The following is an 18026-nucleotide window of genomic DNA, read 5'->3' as shown; positions in this document are numbered from 1 at the left end:
CAGCATAATGAAATCAAACAAAAATCTGAAAACCGCACTTATATGCCTGCTCTGTGCGGCGTCGGCTGTAATGGCAGCCTGCGGCTCCGGCAATAGCTCATCTGCAGAAGAAAGCTCGTCCGCCGCAACGGCTGCTCCGTCGGTCACGCTTCCGTCCGATTCACAGTCCAATGAATCCGAAAGCGACACCAGCTCACAGACGGATGACTCCAAAAGCTCGGATATAACGCCGCTTATGTGGGAAGTGACCTCGTCCGACGGAACAAAAATAACTATGATGGGTTCTATGCACGCGCTCAAGGACGAGACTTATCCTCTTCCAAATAAGATAACAGAAGCTTATGAAAACGCTGATATTCTTGCGGTCGAATGCGATATAACTACAGTTTCCACAAACTTTACGGCCCAGCTGAAGCAGCTTGAGAATATGTATTATGATGACGGAACAACGATAAAGGATCACCTTTCGCCTGAGGTCTACGACGGAATAACAGACTATGTTGAATCATGCGGGATTGATATTAAAAACTTTGAGACCTTCCGCCTGTGGGCGCTCAGCTCCCAGATGGAAACGCTTGCCCTTCAGCAGTCCGATTTAAAGATCAATAACGGAATAGACGCTTACCTCCTTAACAAGGCTCACGACGATAAAAAGGAGATATACGAAGTTGAATCTGTTGACTTCCAGCTTGATATGTTAATAAATATGTCCGACGAAATCTATGAAGCCATGCTTTCATCCTATAACGCCGAAACAAAGGACGATATGATAAAGCTGCTGGAGGACACATATCAGGCATGGGCAAAAGGCGATTATGATTTCCTTGCAGAATCAAACGATATAAACGTTTCGATAAAGCAGGCGGAGGAAGCCGGCGAGCCTCTTACAGACAAACAGATAGAGCTTCTTACCGACTACAATAAACAGCTTCTGTTTGACCGTAATATTACTATGAAAAACGCCGTAGAAGAGCTGCTTAAAGGAGATAAGGATGTTTTCTATGTAGTAGGCGTCGCTCATTTTGCAGGGGAAGGCGGTATAATAGACCTGCTTGAAAAGGACGGATATACGGTTACCAAGTTGGAATATTAATAAAATGCATTGCCGGTTAACGGCATACCAAAAAGCGTTACTTAGCTATAATTGCTCAGTAACGCTTTTTTACATTATTAGGTATAATACTGCGGTCATCTCTGAAAAACAATGTCAAACTGATAATACAGTTCCCCCGTCAGCATATTGATATAAATATATTTTCTCATATCTCCGTAACCATTAATTTCGCCTTCTTTTAAATACTCCGAATGGTCAACATCAATAATAAGCAAGCCGTATACCGCTGCTCAGTACAGGTCATATCTGTAAAAAATATTAGTGCCTGTATAGTCATTCAAATAAATACATTTGTTTACAGAATCGATCGCCGCACAGTGCATATTGGAAGCAGACGTAATATTATTGACCGTCTCTCCGCTGTCAAGGTCTATTATACTGACCTCCGTATTTTGTTCTTTGCTGTCTTCTGTTAAAAGGGACATATATACCCCGTCGTAGGAAATATGTACCTCATAATAATATTTATCTATTACATCAAGAATATCTTGATAAACTACCTGATATTTACTGCCATCGATCCTGACCGCCTTGAACTCCCCGTCCTCGGTGAAAGCGCTGTAGTATAAACGACCCATACTGTCTATATCGTATTGGTATAAATAACGTATCTTCTTATCTCCGAACAGATCGTAGTTATTAAACAAACTATACTTTTTATTACCATCGTTCAGATCATAATAACCGATCTCAAAATTACTTATATCTCTTCCTTCTTGTGTAACTGTATACTGATAGCTTTCATAATAAAGCCTGCCATTATTTACAGCCAACAATGATACCTGTTCCGATGGGTCATCATTTTCCGGTAGCTTTACTTCCGTATATTCGTCAGTTCCGGCTTCTGATTTATACAGAACCAGATTATCAAAGCTATAGTCCATCTGCTTATTCTGGTGATAGGAATAAACATACAAGGTCTGCATATCCTCTGACAAAAGAAATCCAGTATTGTACAGATCGTAAAAGTTCTTATATATATCCAGATTTTTTGAATTCCACTCTCCTATTTTCTGCATATCATCATTGTAGCATATCAGATCAAAGCCTGTATCATAGCTTCTGTCCTCATTTTCGGCTTGCTGGCTGTAGACTGCCGAAGAATAAAAACCGCCGGGAATAAAACAGTTATTGCGGTTCGGAGCAAGGCTGACGGATTCAGTCATGCTGTAATTCCATTTATCTCCGTCCCTGACGGCAGTTATCTTTCCGAGAGTGTCCTCTTCCTCATCATACCCAGAGATTCTAAGTGCATAGATTTTTCCGTTTTTTGCTTCTAGCTTCATCTGTAAGGGATTGCTCTGAATCTGCGAATCGACACGGAACAAACCTGTAAGATCAACAGGAGTTACCTTATCTGTTTTACCCATTTCAATAGAATAGTCCAGCGCAGAATCTAAATTTGCACCGCCCCAGCTGTAATCCGAACTATCAGCCTGCGAAACCGCTGATTTTACGGGAGCACTGAGTTCCTCATCGCCGCTGTCCTTTATTCCGCCGTCAAGCGAAACAAGCGCCCATACGCCTGCTATACACATTGATACGGCAGCCGCAATTGATACAAGCGGTTTTGAGCCGCTTATTTTAGCTTTTCCCGAAGAAACAGTCCTTACAGCGTTTTTCGGTGCATTTTCTCTTTCTTTTTTATCTTTCAGCAGCTGCTCCAGAACACGCCGCTTAGATTCATCAGGCATTCTGATCCTGTCGAATTCAGCCTTAACGGGATCATCAGCTTCCGTTGTTATAATCTTGTCGATCATTTAACCTGACCTCGCTTTCCGTTTTGCCGTTATCCGTTTGTTTTACACTTAATTTTTCCGTCTGATTTGAGCATTGTCTTTAATCTTTTTCTGCCCTTATGCAGCCAGCTATGTACAGTGCTTTCGCTTACATAATACATTCTGCCTATCTCCGCCGCAGTATATCCCTCATAATAAAAAAGGTATACAGCGTTTCTTTGCTTTTCCGGCAGTTCCAGCACCGATTCCATAGTTTCGCTTATTTCAAAATCCGCAGTTGTCTCCAATGCCTTATCCCGCTCTTTTCCGTCAGCTGCTTTTTTTCTCCACCAATGCTTTAAGGTGTTCTTGCATTGGTTCTGAGCGGTAACTATAAGCCATGCCTTTTCATGCTCCTGATTTTCAAACAGAGTTCCGTGCTCCATGTACTTTAAGAAGACAGCAGATACGGCGTCTTCTATATCGTACCGATTTCCTTTGAAATACATAAAGCATATTCGATAGATCATATCGGAATACATTTCAAAGGCTCTTTCAACGTCTTTATGCGTCGTAGTCCGCTCCCCCCTTTCTTTTTTAACAAACCTTTGTCTGTTATCTGAAAAGCTTTTCATTTATAATACAATCCTGCCCACTGAATCCTTGTGAACATTTTGTAAATGTTTTCACCGCAATACCGCTTCTACAGTTAAAAAAGAAAGCCTCTCCGATCTAAACGGAAAGGCTTTCAGGAAATTACGTAATTATTCCTCGTTTGAAGCTGTTTCGATATACTTTACAATATCTCCGACAGTCTTGATGTTTTCAACCTCTTCATCAGGAATTTCAACATCAAACTCCTCTTCAATCGACATAACAAGGTCAACAACGTCAAGTGAATCAGCGCCGAGGTCATCAACGATCGATGATTCCATAGTAACATCGCTCTCTTCAGCGTCAAGCTGCTCAACGACGATATCACGAACCTTTTCAAATACCACTAAAAGCACCCTCCATTCTAATGAGAATATTCGGCAGCACAGCAAGCCTATGATGCCTTATGATAGTTGAGCCGAATAACAGCTCTATCAACCATTATTTAGTCAAACTGCTATTCTCTTCAAAATCGCCAACTATTCTAAACTTATTATAGCGTTCATTTAGCAATTCGTCAAGACCTTTTTTCAATTTTCTTTGCAGCGCTTCAAAAATATAATCCGATATATTTTCAGCAGTCTGCTCGCAGTCGTTATGAGCTCCGCCGACAGGCTCAGGAATAATATGATCGCAAACCTTAAGCCGCTGCAGATCCTCCGCAGTGATCTTCATAATATCACAGGCTTCCCTCTCCCTTGAAGCGTCCTTCCACAAAATAGAAGCAAAGCCTCTCGGAGAAATAACCGAATAAATAGCATTTTCCAGCATAGCAAGCTCATCGCAGACTCCCATCGCAAGAGCTCCTCCCGAGCCTCCCTCTCCAAGTATAATTGAAATAACCGGAGTCCTGAGGGTCATAAAATCCATAATGCTCTTTGCTATAGCCTCGCCCTGTCCACGCTTTTCAGCCTCAACGCCGCAGAATGCGCCCGAAGTATCTACAAGGCATATTACAGGACGGCGAAACTTTTCAGCCTGCCTGGCAAGCCTGAGAGCCTTTCTGTAGCCCTCAGGATGAGGCATTCCGAAATTACATTCTTTATTTTCTTCAAGGTTTCTTCCCTTAACCTGAGCGATAACCGTAACCGGCATACCCTTGAATCGGCATACTCCTCCCATGATCGCTCCGTCATCGCCGTAATAACGGTCACCGTGCATTTCATAGAAATCGTCAAATATAAGGGGGATATAATCTCTTACCGTAGGTCTGCCCTTATGACGTATTATATCGAGTCTTTGGCTGGCTGTAAGATTATTCATCAATTACGCCCTCCTTTGCTTTATGTAGCTTCAGCAGATGAGCCAATGTCCTTCTCATCTTCTTGCGCTCAACTATCATATCTACGAAGCCTGCTTCCAACATAAATTCCGCCGATTGAAACTCGTCGGGAAGCTTTTGCTTTATCGTACCCTCGATCACTCTTCTTCCCGCAAAGCCTATAAGCACCTTAGGCTCGGCAATAATTATATCTCCGAGAGAAGCAAAGGAAGCCGTTACCCCTCCCGTAGTAGGGTCGGTCATTACGGTTATATAAAGCAGTCCCAACTGACTGTGACGAGCCACAGCGCCGCTGGTCTTTGCCATCTGCATAAGAGAAACTATTCCCTCCTGCATTCTTGCTCCTCCCGAAGCGGTAAAGGCAATTACAGGCAGTCGGTTCTCTGCCGCAAACTCAAACGCTCTTGTAATTTTTTCACCAACGACACTGCCCATTGAAGCCATCATAAAATTTGAATCCATTACGATAATTACAATATCTTCTCCTCGTATCTTGGCCCGTCCGGTTATAGCAGCATCGCTTAAACCGGTTTTTTCCCTAAGAGACTTCTGCTTTTCTTCATAGTCGGGAAAATCTATCGGATTTTTAGAGATCATATCCTTATCAAATTCCTCAAGACTGTCCTTGTCAATAGTTATATCAAGCCGTTCCCTTGCGGAAAGACGGGCATGATAATTACAACTAGGGCAGACCTTTCCGTTATTCTGAAAATCTTCGATAAAGGTAACGCCGGAACATCTGGGACATTTGAACAACAGTCCCTTTGGAATATCAGTTTTGCTTTTTTTTACCTCGTCAGCCTTTCCCTCGCCGTTAAAGCGGGTTCTTACGACTGAAAACAAATCCTCCAGCATTTAAACTTTCCCCCTTCTATATAATTTCCGTACGGTTAAGAAAGCCGTTGTCGTAATCTCCCTTTAAAAAGGCGTCGGTACGGATAAGCTTCAGCTGAAAATCTATATTGGTCGCTACTCCGTCCACTATAAATTCAGACAGCGCCCAGGTCATTTTTGCTATAGCTTCTTCACGGTTCGCTCCGTGAACGATAAGCTTTCCTATCATACTATCATAATATGGAGATATCTCATAACCCTGATATACTGCGCTGTCAACTCGTATTCCCGGTCCTCCCGGAATATGCAGGGAATTGATAACCCCGGGTGACGGACGGAAGCCCAGCGCAGGATTTTCCGCATTTATTCTGCATTCTATAGCATGACCGCTGTATTTTATATCCTCCTGCTTTATAGAAAGCCTCTCTCCGGACGCAATAAGCAGCTGCTGCTTAACAAGATCGACCCCTGTTACAGCCTCAGTAATAGGATGCTCAACCTGAATTCTGGTGTTCATTTCCATGAAATAGAAGCTGCCGTTTTTATCTACAAGAAATTCTATCGTTCCTGCATTTCTGTAGCCGCATACCTTTGCCGCCCTGACCGCCGCTTCGCCCATTTTACTTCGCAGTTCCTCGGTCATTATAGGCGACGGAGCTTCTTCAAGCACCTTCTGGTTTCTTCTCTGCATAGAGCAGTCACGCTCTCCCAGATATATTACATCGCCGTAATTATCCGCAAGTATCTGGATCTCAATATGCTTGGGATTTTCTATAAATTTTTCTATGTATATCTCGTCGTTGCCGAAGCAGGCAAGCGCCTCCTGTTTTGCAGCGGTCATCTGTGCTTCAAGCTCCTCGTCTGAACGCACGATCCTTATTCCTCTTCCTCCGCCGCCTGCTGAAGCCTTTACCATTACCGGATAACCAAGCTCGGCGGCAAGAGTATGAGCTGCGTGAATATTGGAGATCGCACCGTCTGAGCCCATAATTACAGGAACTCCCGCTTCCTTCATCGTTTCCTTAGCCTGAGCCTTATCGCCCAGCATTTCAATACTGTGAGCCCGGGGACCGATAAAAGTTATCCCGCATTTCTCACAGGTTTTAGCAAATGACGGATTTTCAGACAGGAATCCGAAGCCGGGATGAACTGCGTCCGCACCCGTTATCTCACAGGCGGAAATTATCGCTCTTACGTTTAAGTAGCTGTCCTTACTTGCCGCAGGACCTATGCAAACCGCTTCGTCGGCAATTTTTGCATGTAGAGCGTTTTTATCTGCCGTGGAATATACTGCTACCGTATGTATTCCCAGCTCCCTGCAAGCTCGTATCACACGAACCGCAATTTCGCCGCGGTTCGCTATTAAAACCTTTTTGAACATAGCTTTTTCGCCTTTCTCAAAGAAATTTCAAGAAAATCTATTCTTACTGCACTTTTAGCAGATCGTTTTCATATCTATTTTGATAAGCAGCAAAGCCTGCCGTTATCATGTTATCGTTCCATGGCTCGCTTGTGAAAACCTTATGACAAAGGCGTCTGCGATTTATGAACGGTCAAAACTCCTTACTTTAAGCTCTATATCCGATTCCGCCGTCTACTTTATCGCAAAGGTGATCTCCGCAGAAACCGCCTTTTTGCCATTTACCGTAGCAAGCGCCTTGCCGACTCCGATAGGCCCCTTGACTTTAATAATTTCAACCTCGATATTGAGAGTATCTCCGGGCAGGACCTGCTGACGGAACTTACAGTCCTTTATGCCGCCGAAAAGACCTATTTTCCCCTTGTTCTCAGGTAATGCAAGCAGCGCTACCGCTCCTGCCTGAGCGCACATTTCCACCATAAGGACTCCCGGAGTAACGGGATAGCCGGGGAAATGACCCTTGAACCAGAACTCGTCCTCTTTCATATACTTCGTAGCAACGACACGCTTTCCGACTTCAAGCTCGTTTACCTCGTCGATAAGCAGAAACGGGTCTCGGTGCGGAATTATCTCCATGATCTGATCTTTGTTAAGTACCACTGACATTTATTTTACCTCAATTCTAAAATGGGTCAGCCCCAGTAATCTTCTGCTCTAAGCTCGGAATGATTTTGCATATATTCATTCAGCTCAACAGAATCGCAGTTTATCAATTCAATTTTAAAATATCCTTTGAGTCCGCCTAGCTTTTGCATGATCCATTCGTCAAAATTTGAAATTTCTATATCGTCTACATAATACATAATTCCCTTATGCCGTTCAGCTTCATCATCTGAAGCGGCTAAATTGCATACCAAAATATGATATTTCTGCTTCTCATAATAAAGATTAAGCTCTTCAGCAAGCACCAAATTGTTTTCAACAGCAAATTCCTCCGAGTGCTTCAGATACAGTCTAAGCATATCATAATCAACAACATAGAAAAATTTTTCATTCCATTTTGCAATTAGCTTTTTAAATAATCCCATTTTCTTAACCAATAATCATAACCGTCTGATCGAACTCAAGTGCATCGCCGTCGGAAACCAGAATTTCCTTTACCACACCGTCAAACTCAGACTGAACCTCGCTCATAACCTTCATAGATTCTATAATAAATATAGTGTCTCCCTTTTTAATCTGCTGTCCGACCGTTACAAACGGCTTGTCATTAGGCGACGGAGCAGAATAAAAGGTTCCTACAATAGGCGCTTTTACTTCCTTGCCGGAAACAGCCGGAGCAGCGGAAGCTGAGGGAACGCTCTGAACAGGCTCTGCCGATGAAACTGGTGACGCAGCCATATTCATCACAGGCGGAGGCGGCGGACATTTTCTGCCCTTTATTGTGATCTTCTTGCCTTCGTCAATTATTGTTATTTCTCCGAGATTCTTTCCGTTTACAATATCGGCAAGCTTTTCTATTGTATCAAGGTCAAACTGACCGTATATCTTTTCACTCATTGCAGCTTCTCCTTAATCAGAATATTTTTTCAGGCATATCGTTGCGTTATGTCCGCCGAAGCCAAGGGAATTTGAAAGCGCACCCTTTATATCCACACTTCTGTTGCCCTCAACGCAGTAATCCAGATCACACTCCGGATCGGGAGTTTTATAGCCTAGAGTCTTATGAATAAAGCCCTCCTTGACCGACAGCGCGGTAACGATAGCTTCTACTCCTCCGGCAGCTCCGAGGAGATGTCCTATCATAGACTTTGTGGAATTTATAACGGTCTTTTCCGCCGCTTCTTCTCCAAGCGCAAGTTTAACCGCCGTTGTTTCATATTTGTCATTAAGATTTGTAGAGGTTCCGTGCGCATTGATATAATTGACCTCGTCGGGAGCAAGCCCTGCTTCCTCATAGGCATGCTTCATTGCATAAGCCGCCGCTTCTCCGGTAGGCGAAGGACTTGTCATATGATAAGCGTCACCGGTAGCGCCGTAGCCTGCTATCTCAGCAATAATTTCAGCGCCTCTTGCCTTAGCATGCTCAAGCTCCTCAAGACAAAGTATACCCGAACCCTCGCCAAGAACAAAGCCCTGTCTTTCAAGATCGAAAGGCGTAGAAGCAGTTTCAATTGTTTCCGCTCTTGACAGCGCTTTCATATTGTTAAAGCCGCCCAGAGCGAACCTTGAAATACAAGCCTCCGCTCCTCCGCACAGGCAAACGTCAAGATAACCGTCCTTGATTTTGCGGAAGGCCTCGCCTATAGCGTGAGTTCCCGAAGAACAGGCGGTAGTTGTACAGAAATTATCTCCCTTGAAGCCGGTCTTCATAGAAACCGTTCCCGCCGCCATATTTCCGATCATCATAGGTATAAAGAAGACAGATATTTTATCAGGCTTCTCGTTAAACTTAGTTACCTCCTGCTCGGTAAGATTCAGTCCGCCTATTCCGACACCAATAATAACGCCTGCTCTGAACGGATCTATATCCTTGAAGTCGGAGCCTGCCATTTCAAGCGCCTGTATTGAAGAGCAAAGAGCAAACTGCGTAAACCTGTCCATTCTCCTTGCCTCTTTTTTATCTATGTATCTGCTGCTGTCAAAATTTCTGACTGCCCCTACTACCTTAACAGGAAAATCTGCCGTATCAAACTGGTCTATATATGAAAGACCGTTTTTATTTGCCTTTATATTGTCCCAGAATTCTGAAACGCTCTGACCCAGAGGATTTACCGTTCCCATTCCTGTAATAACTACTCTTCTCATTTAAACACTCCTTTATTTTAATCAGCAATTGATGTTCTAACACGATAATATATTACCGACTCTACATAGAAAGTCCGCCTGAGATCTCTATTACCTGTCCTGTAACATAGCTTGCGTCCTTTGAAGCAAGGAACGAAACCACTCCGGCTATCTCTTCGACCTCGCCGTAGCGCTTCATTGCTATCTGAGCGATCATTGCGTCGCGCTGAGCGTCAGTAAGCTTGTCGGTCATCGGCGTTTTGATAAATCCCGGAGCTACTGCATTGCAGGTAACTCCCCTTGACCCCAGCTCCTTTGCCACAGTCTTTGTCATTCCGATTATTGCCGCCTTTGAAGCGGAATAGTTTATCTGCCCCGGATTTCCGTATACTCCGGCTACGGAGGAAAGATTGATTATCCTGCCCGACCTCTGACGCATCATAACGCTGCCCACGAACTTGCACATATTGAATACGCTCTTCTGGTTTACGGCTATTACGCTGTCGTACTGCTCCTCGCTCATTCTCGCCATAAGACCGTCCCTTGTTATCCCTGCGTTGTTTACAAGCACGTCAATACTGCCGAAGCGAGCCTTTACCGCCTTAACGGTTTCTTCTACCTGAGAATAGCTTGAAACGTCGCAGATGAATTTTTCGACCTCAACGCCCTCAGCTGCGATCCTCTCCATAATATCATTGTTCTCAAACATTGCCTCGCTGATGTCGTTAAGCGCAATATTAAAGCCGTCCTTTGCAAGTCTGAGTGCAATAGCCGCTCCTATTCCTCTTGCCGAGCCTGTTATAAGTGCAGTTGCCATACCTTTTTCCTCCTAGATAAATTCAGCTCCGAGCTGTTTCAGTTTTATATCATAATTTTCTTTTTTGTATAAAATGCCAGGATAATTATTCGCCTTTCACATACTTGGAAATTATCCCGTACCAGAATTTGCCCAGCTTTTCATAGCCCTCTTTTGTCGGGTGAACTCCGTCCTGAAGATCTTCTTTAGCGATCACGCTGTTTACGTCGGCAAGCTCTATATTTCTTCCCGCCGCCTTTTCCTCCTGTACAACAGTCTTTACCTTTTCATTATATTCGTCAACGTATTTATCCATAGCTTCTACCGTGAAAAACTCAGCTGAGATATAGGTGTTATCCTTTGCGTCCATATAAGGGATAGTTGCAAGATAAAGCATACCGTCCTCCGGCAGCTTTTCAAATATACTGTCCACAAGGTTTTTAAGTCTTGTGCCTGCATCGTCTAGCTCATAAAGACTTAAAATATCGTTAGTGCCGATTTGCAGCATTACCACATCGGGTGTATATAGGTCAAAAAGCTCGTCCACCTTGCCTGATATACCGCCCCTTACATCTCCCGTAACCGACTCGGAGATCGGGTCGATAGAATAGCCTGTATAGCCGCAGTGCTGATTATCGTAGCATTCTCCGGCTTTCTTTTTTCCTACAAAATCAACATACTGAGATAACCCGTTTTCCTCCAGCATATTAGCAAGCGGAACTCTGTATGAGCCTTTATATGTAAAGCCCTCGGTTATCGAATCGCCGAAAGCCATAAGCTTTATACTGCGAGGATACTGGACCTCAGCCTGTGACGATGAAGCCTGCGCCGCCGAGACGTTTTCCTCAGTTTTGGAAGAACCGTCCGACTTTCCGCATGAAGTCAGCAGAGCCGCAGATAATAATATAGGTACGATAAGCTTTACGATATTCATAATAATACCTCTCCTTTTCAGATTTCCGAAGCAAATCCAGGCGCATAGATTTATCTGTTCAAAAGCTGCTCCGCCTGAGCAAACATTTCCTCTATCATAGCCTTCGCCGGCTCTATTTTATTTACCATGCCTGCAATAGCGCCGCAGAGGAAGGAGCCTTCCTCAAGATTTCCGTCCTGTACAGCTTTTCTCAAAGAGCCTAAGGTAATCTCCTCAAACTCATCGGGAGTGATCGTTCCGTTCATTTCTCCGCCCGCAAGCTTTTTGGAAAACTTCGTCTTTACATTACGGCAGGGGTGACCGGTAGAACGTCCGGTTACTATACTGTCGGTGTCCTTTGCCTTTATAACAAGCTCCTTGTAGGTAGGATGAATCCGACATTCCTCAGCTGCAAGAAAACGTGTTCCCAACTGAACGCCCTCCGCTCCGAGCATAAAAGAAGCGGCGATTCCTCTGCCGTCGGCGATTCCTCCCGCTGCAACAACAGGAATTTCAACAGCGTCAGCAACCTGCGGAACAAGGCACATCGTAGTGTTCTCGCCGATATGTCCGCCCGATTCCGTTCCCTCTGCCACTACCGCGTCAGCGCCGGCTCTCTCCATTCTCTTAGCAAGAGCGACCGACGGAATAACCGGAATAACCTTGATCCCTGCCTCTTTCCACGCTGCCATATACTTGCCGGGGTTTCCTGCTCCTGTTGTTACGACAGGAACGCCCTCCTCGATAACGAGCTTTGCAAGTTCCTCTGCGTTAGGGCTCATAAGCATGATATTTACACCAAAAGGCTTGCCGTTTACAGCCGCTTTTGTCTTTCGGATCTCCTCTCTCAGATAGTCGATAGGGGCAGAGCCGCCTGCAATAAGCCCAAGTCCTCCTGCGTTTGAAACCGCAGCAGCAAGAGTCGATTCGGCAATCCAAGCCATACCGCCCTGAATTATAGGATATTTTATTCCCAAAAGCTCTGTGATTCTGGTCTTTGTCGTTGTCATATTCAAAACTCCTTTTCGCGCCTGCAGCGCGGCTATTTAATGTCGCTACAAATTTATTTTCCATGATAAATCATATTTTGCCAGAAGATGTTTTCCTCTTTGCAAAACGTCATACTCAGCGGCGCAGATTTTAACGCAGCCGTTGATAAAATCCTTTTCCAAGCTCCTAAAAGCAATAAGCTTAGGCTTTCCCTCGGGCTTTTCAGAAAAATCCTCCTGCATATCCTGCAAAAATTCTTCAATCTCAAAAGGATAAATACTGTTGATTTTTTCCTCTGCAAAATTTTCCGGCACGGCAGGCTTGTTCTCAAAGCCGTATTTTTCAACAAGCTTTCGATTTAAAATATGGTAATCCATATAAAGCCGAGCTGTCAACTCCGTGTCGCCGCGCCTTGAAAGCAGACCCTTAATATAGTAAAGATAATAACGGAAAAGGTTATCTTCGATCAAGTGAAAATAATATCCCAGATAAAGCTCGTCCGACATAACCTCGTCTTTAAAGCGGCCGAAAAAGCCATAAAAGTCAAAATGCTTACGCTTGCCGCCATCAAAAAGCTCTATAAAATGCGAGTTGACCGCTTTTTTATCCACCGACAAAACTGCGTCGGGAAGAATCTGACCTATTTCAAAACGATTTCTATCCGAAATAGACAGCTTACGTTCAAGCTCATATGCCACCGCCAGGTGCATTATTCTTGAGGCCATTACAATTAATATTCAAAAACCACTGCGCCGTAGGTCAGTCCGCCGCCGAAGCCTACCAGACAAACCTTATCGCCTCTCTTTATCTTCCCGTCCTTAACAGCGTCGTAAAATGCCAGAGGGATAGACGCAGAAGACGTATTGCCATACCTGTCGATATACATCGGGAATTTCTCCATAGGAAGTCCCAAATGCTTTGCGGCGGTCTCGATAATTCTTATATTCGCCTGATGAGGTACTATAGCGTCAAGCTCCGAAGGCAGGATACCGGCTCTTTCACAAGCCCTTTCTACCGCATTCGGCAGAGCCTTTGTCGCAAACTTATAGACCTCCTTGCCGTCCTGATAGAAATAATGCTCCTTGGTCTGAGGCATTTTCATATCGAAATCCTCCGTACTTGTACGGAATGCGTTTTCAGATCTCAGCGCTCTGGCTACAACCTTGTCAGCTCCGTTTCCATCCGCACCCAGATAATTTGAATAAACAGTCCCGTCGCATTTTTCAAGCACAAAAGCTCCCGCTCCGTCGCCGAACAGTACGCAGGAGGAACGGTCAGTATAATCCGTAAACTTTGAAAGCTCCTCAGTTGCAACGACAAGAACTGTTTTTACGTCACTGCCGCTGTGAAGATACCTCTTCGCCATATCAACAGCATAAGCAAAACCTGCGCACGCCGCATTAATATCAAAAGCCATACAGCCTATCGCTCCCAGCTCTCTCTGAATTATGCAGGCAGTTGACGGAGTATAGAAATCCGAAGTTACCGTAGTGGTTATAATAAGATCTATTTCAGACGGGTCGATCCCGGCGTCTGCAACCGCTTCCTTTGCCGCCATTGCGCCAAGGTAATATGTAGGCTCTCCGTTGGTTATATGTCTGGTCTTGATACCGGTGCGCTGAGTTATCCACTCGTCGCTGGTTTCAACTATTTTCGTAAAGTCCTCGTTTGTAGCAATCATTTTCGGAACGTATCTTCCTATTCCCCTGATCCTGATCCCCTGTGTTTTACTGATGTCCGCCAATTGAGTTTCCTCCCAAATTAAATAATATATTTTAAACAGGATATTGTACCGGCTTAAATTATATGCTATAATAGAATCAAACGCAAGCTTATATGTTAAAACCAAATCGCAATTAATTAAAATTTTATACTAAATACATGCACTTGTTTCAAAAAATAAGCTTAACCTTATTTATTATAAACCTATTTTATGGATTGGTAAATAACAAAAAATGAACAACTTGTGGCTGAACAAAACATTTCAATATTTTTTCATAATTAAGCTTTTACATATACAGAAGGTTCGGCTAACCGATCCGATCTAACGGCCTGATATGAAATTATATTATCACTTTACCCTGAACTTTTTTGTCAGATTATAAGTTTCGGTTTAATAATATCCGTTTGGTATATTGAAACGGAGCGTTTCAATTGTATAAAATAATTCTAAATTTAAAGGAGTAAAAACCATGGCAAAAAACATTTTTTTATTCTCAGGACAAGGCTCGCAGTACGCAGGAATGGCAAAGGAATTATACGACGGCTTCGACAGCGCAAAAGCGGTTTTTGAAACTGCGAATTCGATACTCGGCTATGATATTGCAGAACTTTGCTTTAACGGCCCTGATACCGAGCTTAATAAAACCGTTAATTCACAGCCTGCTATTATGGCTTGTTCTCTGGCGGCTTTTGAAGCGGCAAGGGCAAGCGGGATCAGCTTTGACGGAGTTGCCGGACACTCGCTTGGCGAATATGCCGCAATGGCGGCTTCAGGAGTTGTTTCAATTGAGGACGGCTTTAAGCTTATCAAGGCAAGAGCCTGCGCAATGCAGAAAGCCGCCGAAGCAAACAGCGGCGCAATGTACGCTATAATCGGACTGCCTGCCGAAGAGGTGGAAAAAGTCTGCGAAGAAACCGAAGGCTATGTCGTTCCCGTAAACTATAATTCAGCCGTTCAGACAGTTATTGCAGGCGAAACAGCAGCCTGCGAAAAAGCAGCCGAGGTATTTACAGGAATGAAGAAAAAAGCAATCAGGCTTAACGTCGCATCAGCGTTCCACTCAAAGCTTATGCAGTCTGCCGCAGATGAGTTTATCGAAACAGCTGTGACTGTAAAATTTAACTCTCCTGCAGTAGATTTTTATTCAAACGTTCTCGGCGCAAAGCTTGAAGATTTTTCAAATATGCCAAGCCTGCTCGCAAAACACATTGTTTCGCCTGTTAAGTTCACATCAGAGCTCGCGGCTATGAACGACGCCGGCTATGAAAACTACATTGAGCTAGGACCTAACAAAGTTCTCACAGGTCTTGTCAAGAAAACCCTCAAGGGAGCAAACGCAGTAAATATTGAAAATTCCGCAAGCCTTGAAAAGGCTCTGGCAAGTCTGAAATAAACCCGTCTTAAATATTGAAAGGAGCGTATATTTATGAAGCGTCAGGATTACTTATCTTGGGATGAATATTTTATGGGGATCGCCCTGCTTTCGGCAGGCAGAAGCAAGGACAGCAATACGCAGGTAGGCGCCTGTATCGTTTCCGAGGAAAATAAGATCCTTTCGGTAGGCTACAACGGAATGCCCACCGGCTGTAACGATGATGAAATGCCGTGGGAACGTGAAGGCGAAGCGCTTGAAACCAAATATCCCTTTGTCTGCCACGCCGAGCTTAACGCAATTCTCAACCGCTCTACGGGGAGCTTACAGAACGCGCGTATATACGTTTCGCTTTTTCCCTGCAACGAATGCGCCAAGGCAATTATTCAGAGCGGAATAAAAGAGGTCGTTTACATGGAAGATAAGTATGCCGATACCGACGGAGTAAGAGCCTCAAAGAAAATGTTTGAAATGACCGGCGTAAAAATGCGGCAGTATTTCCAAACGGACAGAATCGTAACAGTAAAGCTTTAAGGCATTTATAATGCTGCCTTTTTACCTGAGCATATTTAAGCTATGAACAAAACAAAATACGGCGCTTTATGTGTTGTTCAGATAAAGCGCCGCATTTTTTACAGTTCTGGTTAATAAACGTCCATAATAAAGAAACAGAAATCTTGCATAGCCCGCAGGAATAAGCTAATATATACTTATAAAAATTAAAGGAAATCAGGTGTGATCTATGAAACGTACAGAACTTAAAATCGACAGGGATAAAAAGCTGTCAAAAATAAGCAGGAATATCTACGGACATTTTGCCGAGCACCTCGGAAGATGTATTTACGGCGGTATTTATGTGGGAGAGGACTCGGAGATCCCCAACGTAAACGGTATGAGAAAAGACGTTGTTCAAGCGCTGAGAGAAATAAAGATCCCTGTACTGCGCTGGCCGGGCGGCTGCTTTGCCGACGAATATCACTGGAAGGACGGCATAGGAGAAAAATCACAGCGCAAGAATATGATAAATACTAACTGGGGCGGAGTAGTAGAGGACAACAGCTTCGGAACTCATGAGTTTTTCGAGCTTTGCCGCCAGCTTGAATGTGAGCCTTATATAGCAGGAAACCTCGGAAGCGGCACTGTTCAGGAAATGTCCGAATGGGTGGAATACATGACCTTCAGCGGAGTTTCCCCTATGGCTGAGCTTAGGAAGCACAACGGACAGGAGGAGCCGTGGAAGCTGAAATATTTCGGAATAGGCAATGAAAACTGGGGCTGCGGAGGAAATATGCGCCCAGAATACTATGCAGACGAATACCGACGCTATCAGACCTACTGCCGTAATTACGGAGATAACAGGCTTTACAAGGTCGCCTGCGGTCCAAGCGGAGATGATTACGGCTGGACAGACAAGCTGCTTGAAATAGTTAAGCCATGGCATACCGACGCAATTTCCCTGCATTACTACACCCTCCCTACAGGCGATTGGAGCAGCAAGGGAAAAGCCGTCGAATTCTCCGACAGGGAATACTATCAGACAATATCCTCAACCCTTTATATGGAGGAGCTTATAACCAAGCACGGAGAGATCATGGATAAGCATGACCCCGAGGGAAAAATAAAGCTTATAGTTGACGAATGGGGCTGCTGGTACGACGTTGAGGAAGGCACGAATCCCGGTTTTCTTTATCAGCAGAATACAATGCGTGATGCGATAGTTGCCGCCTGCAATCTCAATATTTTCAACAGTCATTCTGACCGTGTTACAATGGCTAATATCGCTCAGGCAGTAAACGTGCTTCAATCCGTACTGCTGACTGACGGAGCGGATATGGTAAAAACGCCTACCTACTATGTATTCAAAATGTTCTGCCCTCATCACGATGCAGCGCTTATAAAGGCTGAAATGGATATACCGTCAGCTGACTGCGAGGATATAAGCGTTCCTGCGCTTACATATTCCGTTTCCGAAGGCGAGGACGGAAAGCTTTTTGCTACCGTATCCAACTGCTCCCTTACAGATGATTTTGAAATTTCGGTCAACGCCGAAATAAACTCTGCTCAGATAATAACCTCTGACAAAGCGAACGCTCTTAACGATTTCGGAAAACCTGAAAGTGTTACTATCAAAGAGTATTCAGGCTTTAACGCTTCAAACAGCGGCTCGGTAATAACAATTCCAAGACTTTCGGTCGTTTCCTTTGAAATGAAGTAATGGATAAGCTGTGCAGAAAGTGTCTGCTTGAGGATATGGACGAAACTGATTATTTCAAGCGGCTGAAAGATTATATCTCCGCTTATCCAAAAGAAAAACGGACGGGCGGAGAAGAATATTCCCGTCGGCTTGAAGTATGCCGGAGCTGCGAAGAGCTTTACAGCGGAATGTGCCGAAAATGCGGCTGCTACGTCGAGCTCAGAGCATTGAAGAAAGAAGCACGATGTGCCGCCGTTCCCGACAAATGGCAGTAAGATCTTATCACTTA

Annotated in this window: 21 protein-coding genes; 5 read left to right on the top strand and 16 right to left on the bottom strand. The window is 44.2% G+C overall.

Features of this window, described 5'->3' with window-relative positions:
- The first annotated feature begins 7 nt into the window (after positions 1 to 7).
- Positions 8 to 1093 (top strand): TraB/GumN family protein, encoded by a 1086-nt coding sequence (locus ACYQ0H_RS01675; protein ID WP_459811091.1) that lies wholly within the window; start codon positions 8 to 10, stop codon positions 1091 to 1093.
- A gap of 95 nt (positions 1094 to 1188) precedes the next feature.
- Here ACYQ0H_RS01675 and ACYQ0H_RS01670 read toward each other — a convergent pair whose 3' ends face one another.
- From ACYQ0H_RS01670 to ACYQ0H_RS01595, 16 genes are all read right to left on the bottom strand, one after another.
- Positions 1189 to 1329 (bottom strand): hypothetical protein, encoded by a 141-nt coding sequence (locus ACYQ0H_RS01670; RefSeq protein WP_459811090.1) that lies wholly within the window; start codon positions 1327 to 1329, stop codon positions 1189 to 1191.
- 15 nt (positions 1330 to 1344) lie between these two features.
- On the bottom strand, positions 1345 to 2874 hold the full coding sequence (locus ACYQ0H_RS01665; RefSeq protein ID WP_459811089.1) for a hypothetical protein: 1530 nt from the start codon (positions 2872 to 2874) through the stop codon (positions 1345 to 1347).
- A 29-nt stretch (positions 2875 to 2903) separates the two neighbouring features.
- Positions 2904 to 3467 (bottom strand): RNA polymerase sigma factor, encoded by a 564-nt coding sequence (locus ACYQ0H_RS01660; RefSeq protein WP_459811088.1) that lies wholly within the window; start codon positions 3465 to 3467, stop codon positions 2904 to 2906.
- Between the two features lie 129 nt (positions 3468 to 3596).
- Positions 3597 to 3833 carry an acyl carrier protein gene (locus tag ACYQ0H_RS01655; protein WP_459811087.1) on the bottom strand — a complete coding sequence of 79 codons (237 nt, stop codon included), beginning with the start codon at positions 3831 to 3833 and terminating at the stop codon, positions 3597 to 3599.
- A gap of 94 nt (positions 3834 to 3927) precedes the next feature.
- Entirely contained in the window at positions 3928 to 4749 is an 822-nt protein-coding gene (locus tag ACYQ0H_RS01650) for an acetyl-CoA carboxylase carboxyltransferase subunit alpha (RefSeq protein WP_459811086.1), read from the bottom strand.
- Complete coding sequence (accD, locus tag ACYQ0H_RS01645; protein ID WP_459811085.1) at positions 4742 to 5623, bottom strand: acetyl-CoA carboxylase, carboxyltransferase subunit beta; 882 nt, start codon at positions 5621 to 5623, stop codon at positions 4742 to 4744. Before accD ends, ACYQ0H_RS01650 begins: the two co-directional genes overlap by 8 nt.
- 16 nt (positions 5624 to 5639) lie before the next feature.
- Positions 5640 to 6983, bottom strand: a complete 1344-nt coding sequence (locus ACYQ0H_RS01640; protein WP_459811084.1) for an acetyl-CoA carboxylase biotin carboxylase subunit — start codon at positions 6981 to 6983, stop codon at positions 5640 to 5642.
- A 213-nt stretch (positions 6984 to 7196) separates the two neighbouring features.
- A complete protein-coding gene (fabZ, locus tag ACYQ0H_RS01635; protein WP_459811083.1) occupies positions 7197 to 7628 on the bottom strand; it encodes a 3-hydroxyacyl-ACP dehydratase FabZ in 432 nt (143 codons plus the stop codon).
- Between the two features lie 26 nt (positions 7629 to 7654).
- Positions 7655 to 8062 carry a hypothetical protein gene (locus tag ACYQ0H_RS01630; protein WP_459811082.1) on the bottom strand — a complete coding sequence of 136 codons (408 nt, stop codon included), beginning with the start codon at positions 8060 to 8062 and terminating at the stop codon, positions 7655 to 7657.
- Positions 8055 to 8522, bottom strand: a complete 468-nt coding sequence (gene accB, locus ACYQ0H_RS01625) for an acetyl-CoA carboxylase biotin carboxyl carrier protein (RefSeq protein WP_459811081.1) — start codon at positions 8520 to 8522, stop codon at positions 8055 to 8057. Before accB ends, ACYQ0H_RS01630 begins: the two co-directional genes overlap by 8 nt.
- Before the next feature lie 12 nt (positions 8523 to 8534).
- A complete protein-coding gene (gene fabF / locus ACYQ0H_RS01620; protein WP_459811080.1) occupies positions 8535 to 9770 on the bottom strand; it encodes a beta-ketoacyl-ACP synthase II in 1236 nt (411 codons plus the stop codon).
- A gap of 61 nt (positions 9771 to 9831) precedes the next feature.
- The gene (fabG, locus tag ACYQ0H_RS01615) at positions 9832 to 10566 is read right to left on the bottom strand and encodes a 3-oxoacyl-[acyl-carrier-protein] reductase (RefSeq protein ID WP_459811079.1); all 735 of its coding nucleotides are present in this window, start codon (positions 10564 to 10566) and stop codon (positions 9832 to 9834) included.
- An 85-nt stretch (positions 10567 to 10651) separates the two neighbouring features.
- On the bottom strand, positions 10652 to 11479 hold the full coding sequence (locus ACYQ0H_RS01610; protein ID WP_459811078.1) for an SGNH/GDSL hydrolase family protein: 828 nt from the start codon (positions 11477 to 11479) through the stop codon (positions 10652 to 10654).
- A gap of 50 nt (positions 11480 to 11529) precedes the next feature.
- Positions 11530 to 12468 (bottom strand): enoyl-[acyl-carrier-protein] reductase FabK, encoded by a 939-nt coding sequence (gene fabK, locus ACYQ0H_RS01605; RefSeq protein WP_459811077.1) that lies wholly within the window; start codon positions 12466 to 12468, stop codon positions 11530 to 11532.
- A 45-nt stretch (positions 12469 to 12513) separates the two neighbouring features.
- Complete coding sequence (locus ACYQ0H_RS01600) at positions 12514 to 13173, bottom strand: hypothetical protein (RefSeq protein WP_459811076.1); 660 nt, start codon at positions 13171 to 13173, stop codon at positions 12514 to 12516.
- Positions 13174 to 13178: 5 nt separating this feature from the next.
- Positions 13179 to 14192 (bottom strand): beta-ketoacyl-ACP synthase III, encoded by a 1014-nt coding sequence (locus tag ACYQ0H_RS01595; RefSeq protein WP_459811075.1) that lies wholly within the window; start codon positions 14190 to 14192, stop codon positions 13179 to 13181.
- A gap of 448 nt (positions 14193 to 14640) precedes the next feature.
- Between ACYQ0H_RS01595 and fabD the strand changes: the two genes are divergently transcribed.
- From fabD to ACYQ0H_RS01575, 4 genes are all read left to right on the top strand, one after another.
- Positions 14641 to 15564 carry an ACP S-malonyltransferase gene (gene fabD, locus ACYQ0H_RS01590; protein ID WP_459811074.1) on the top strand — a complete coding sequence of 308 codons (924 nt, stop codon included), beginning with the start codon at positions 14641 to 14643 and terminating at the stop codon, positions 15562 to 15564.
- Between the two features lie 33 nt (positions 15565 to 15597).
- Positions 15598 to 16077 carry a deoxycytidylate deaminase gene (locus tag ACYQ0H_RS01585; RefSeq protein ID WP_459811073.1) on the top strand — a complete coding sequence of 160 codons (480 nt, stop codon included), beginning with the start codon at positions 15598 to 15600 and terminating at the stop codon, positions 16075 to 16077.
- Positions 16078 to 16285: 208 nt separating this feature from the next.
- Positions 16286 to 17758 (top strand): alpha-N-arabinofuranosidase, encoded by a 1473-nt coding sequence (locus ACYQ0H_RS01580; protein WP_459811072.1) that lies wholly within the window; start codon positions 16286 to 16288, stop codon positions 17756 to 17758.
- The gene (locus ACYQ0H_RS01575; RefSeq protein WP_459811071.1) at positions 17758 to 18012 is read left to right on the top strand and encodes a DUF6171 family protein; all 255 of its coding nucleotides are present in this window, start codon (positions 17758 to 17760) and stop codon (positions 18010 to 18012) included. The genes ACYQ0H_RS01580 and ACYQ0H_RS01575 overlap by 1 nt, the downstream gene beginning before the upstream one ends.
- Positions 18013 to 18026 lie beyond the last annotated feature (14 nt).

The sequence above is a fragment of the Hominimerdicola intestinalis genome (assembly GCF_054655215.1).
Note: the sequence above shows the minus strand (reverse complement) of the source record. Positions and strands in the feature narration are given on the sequence as shown.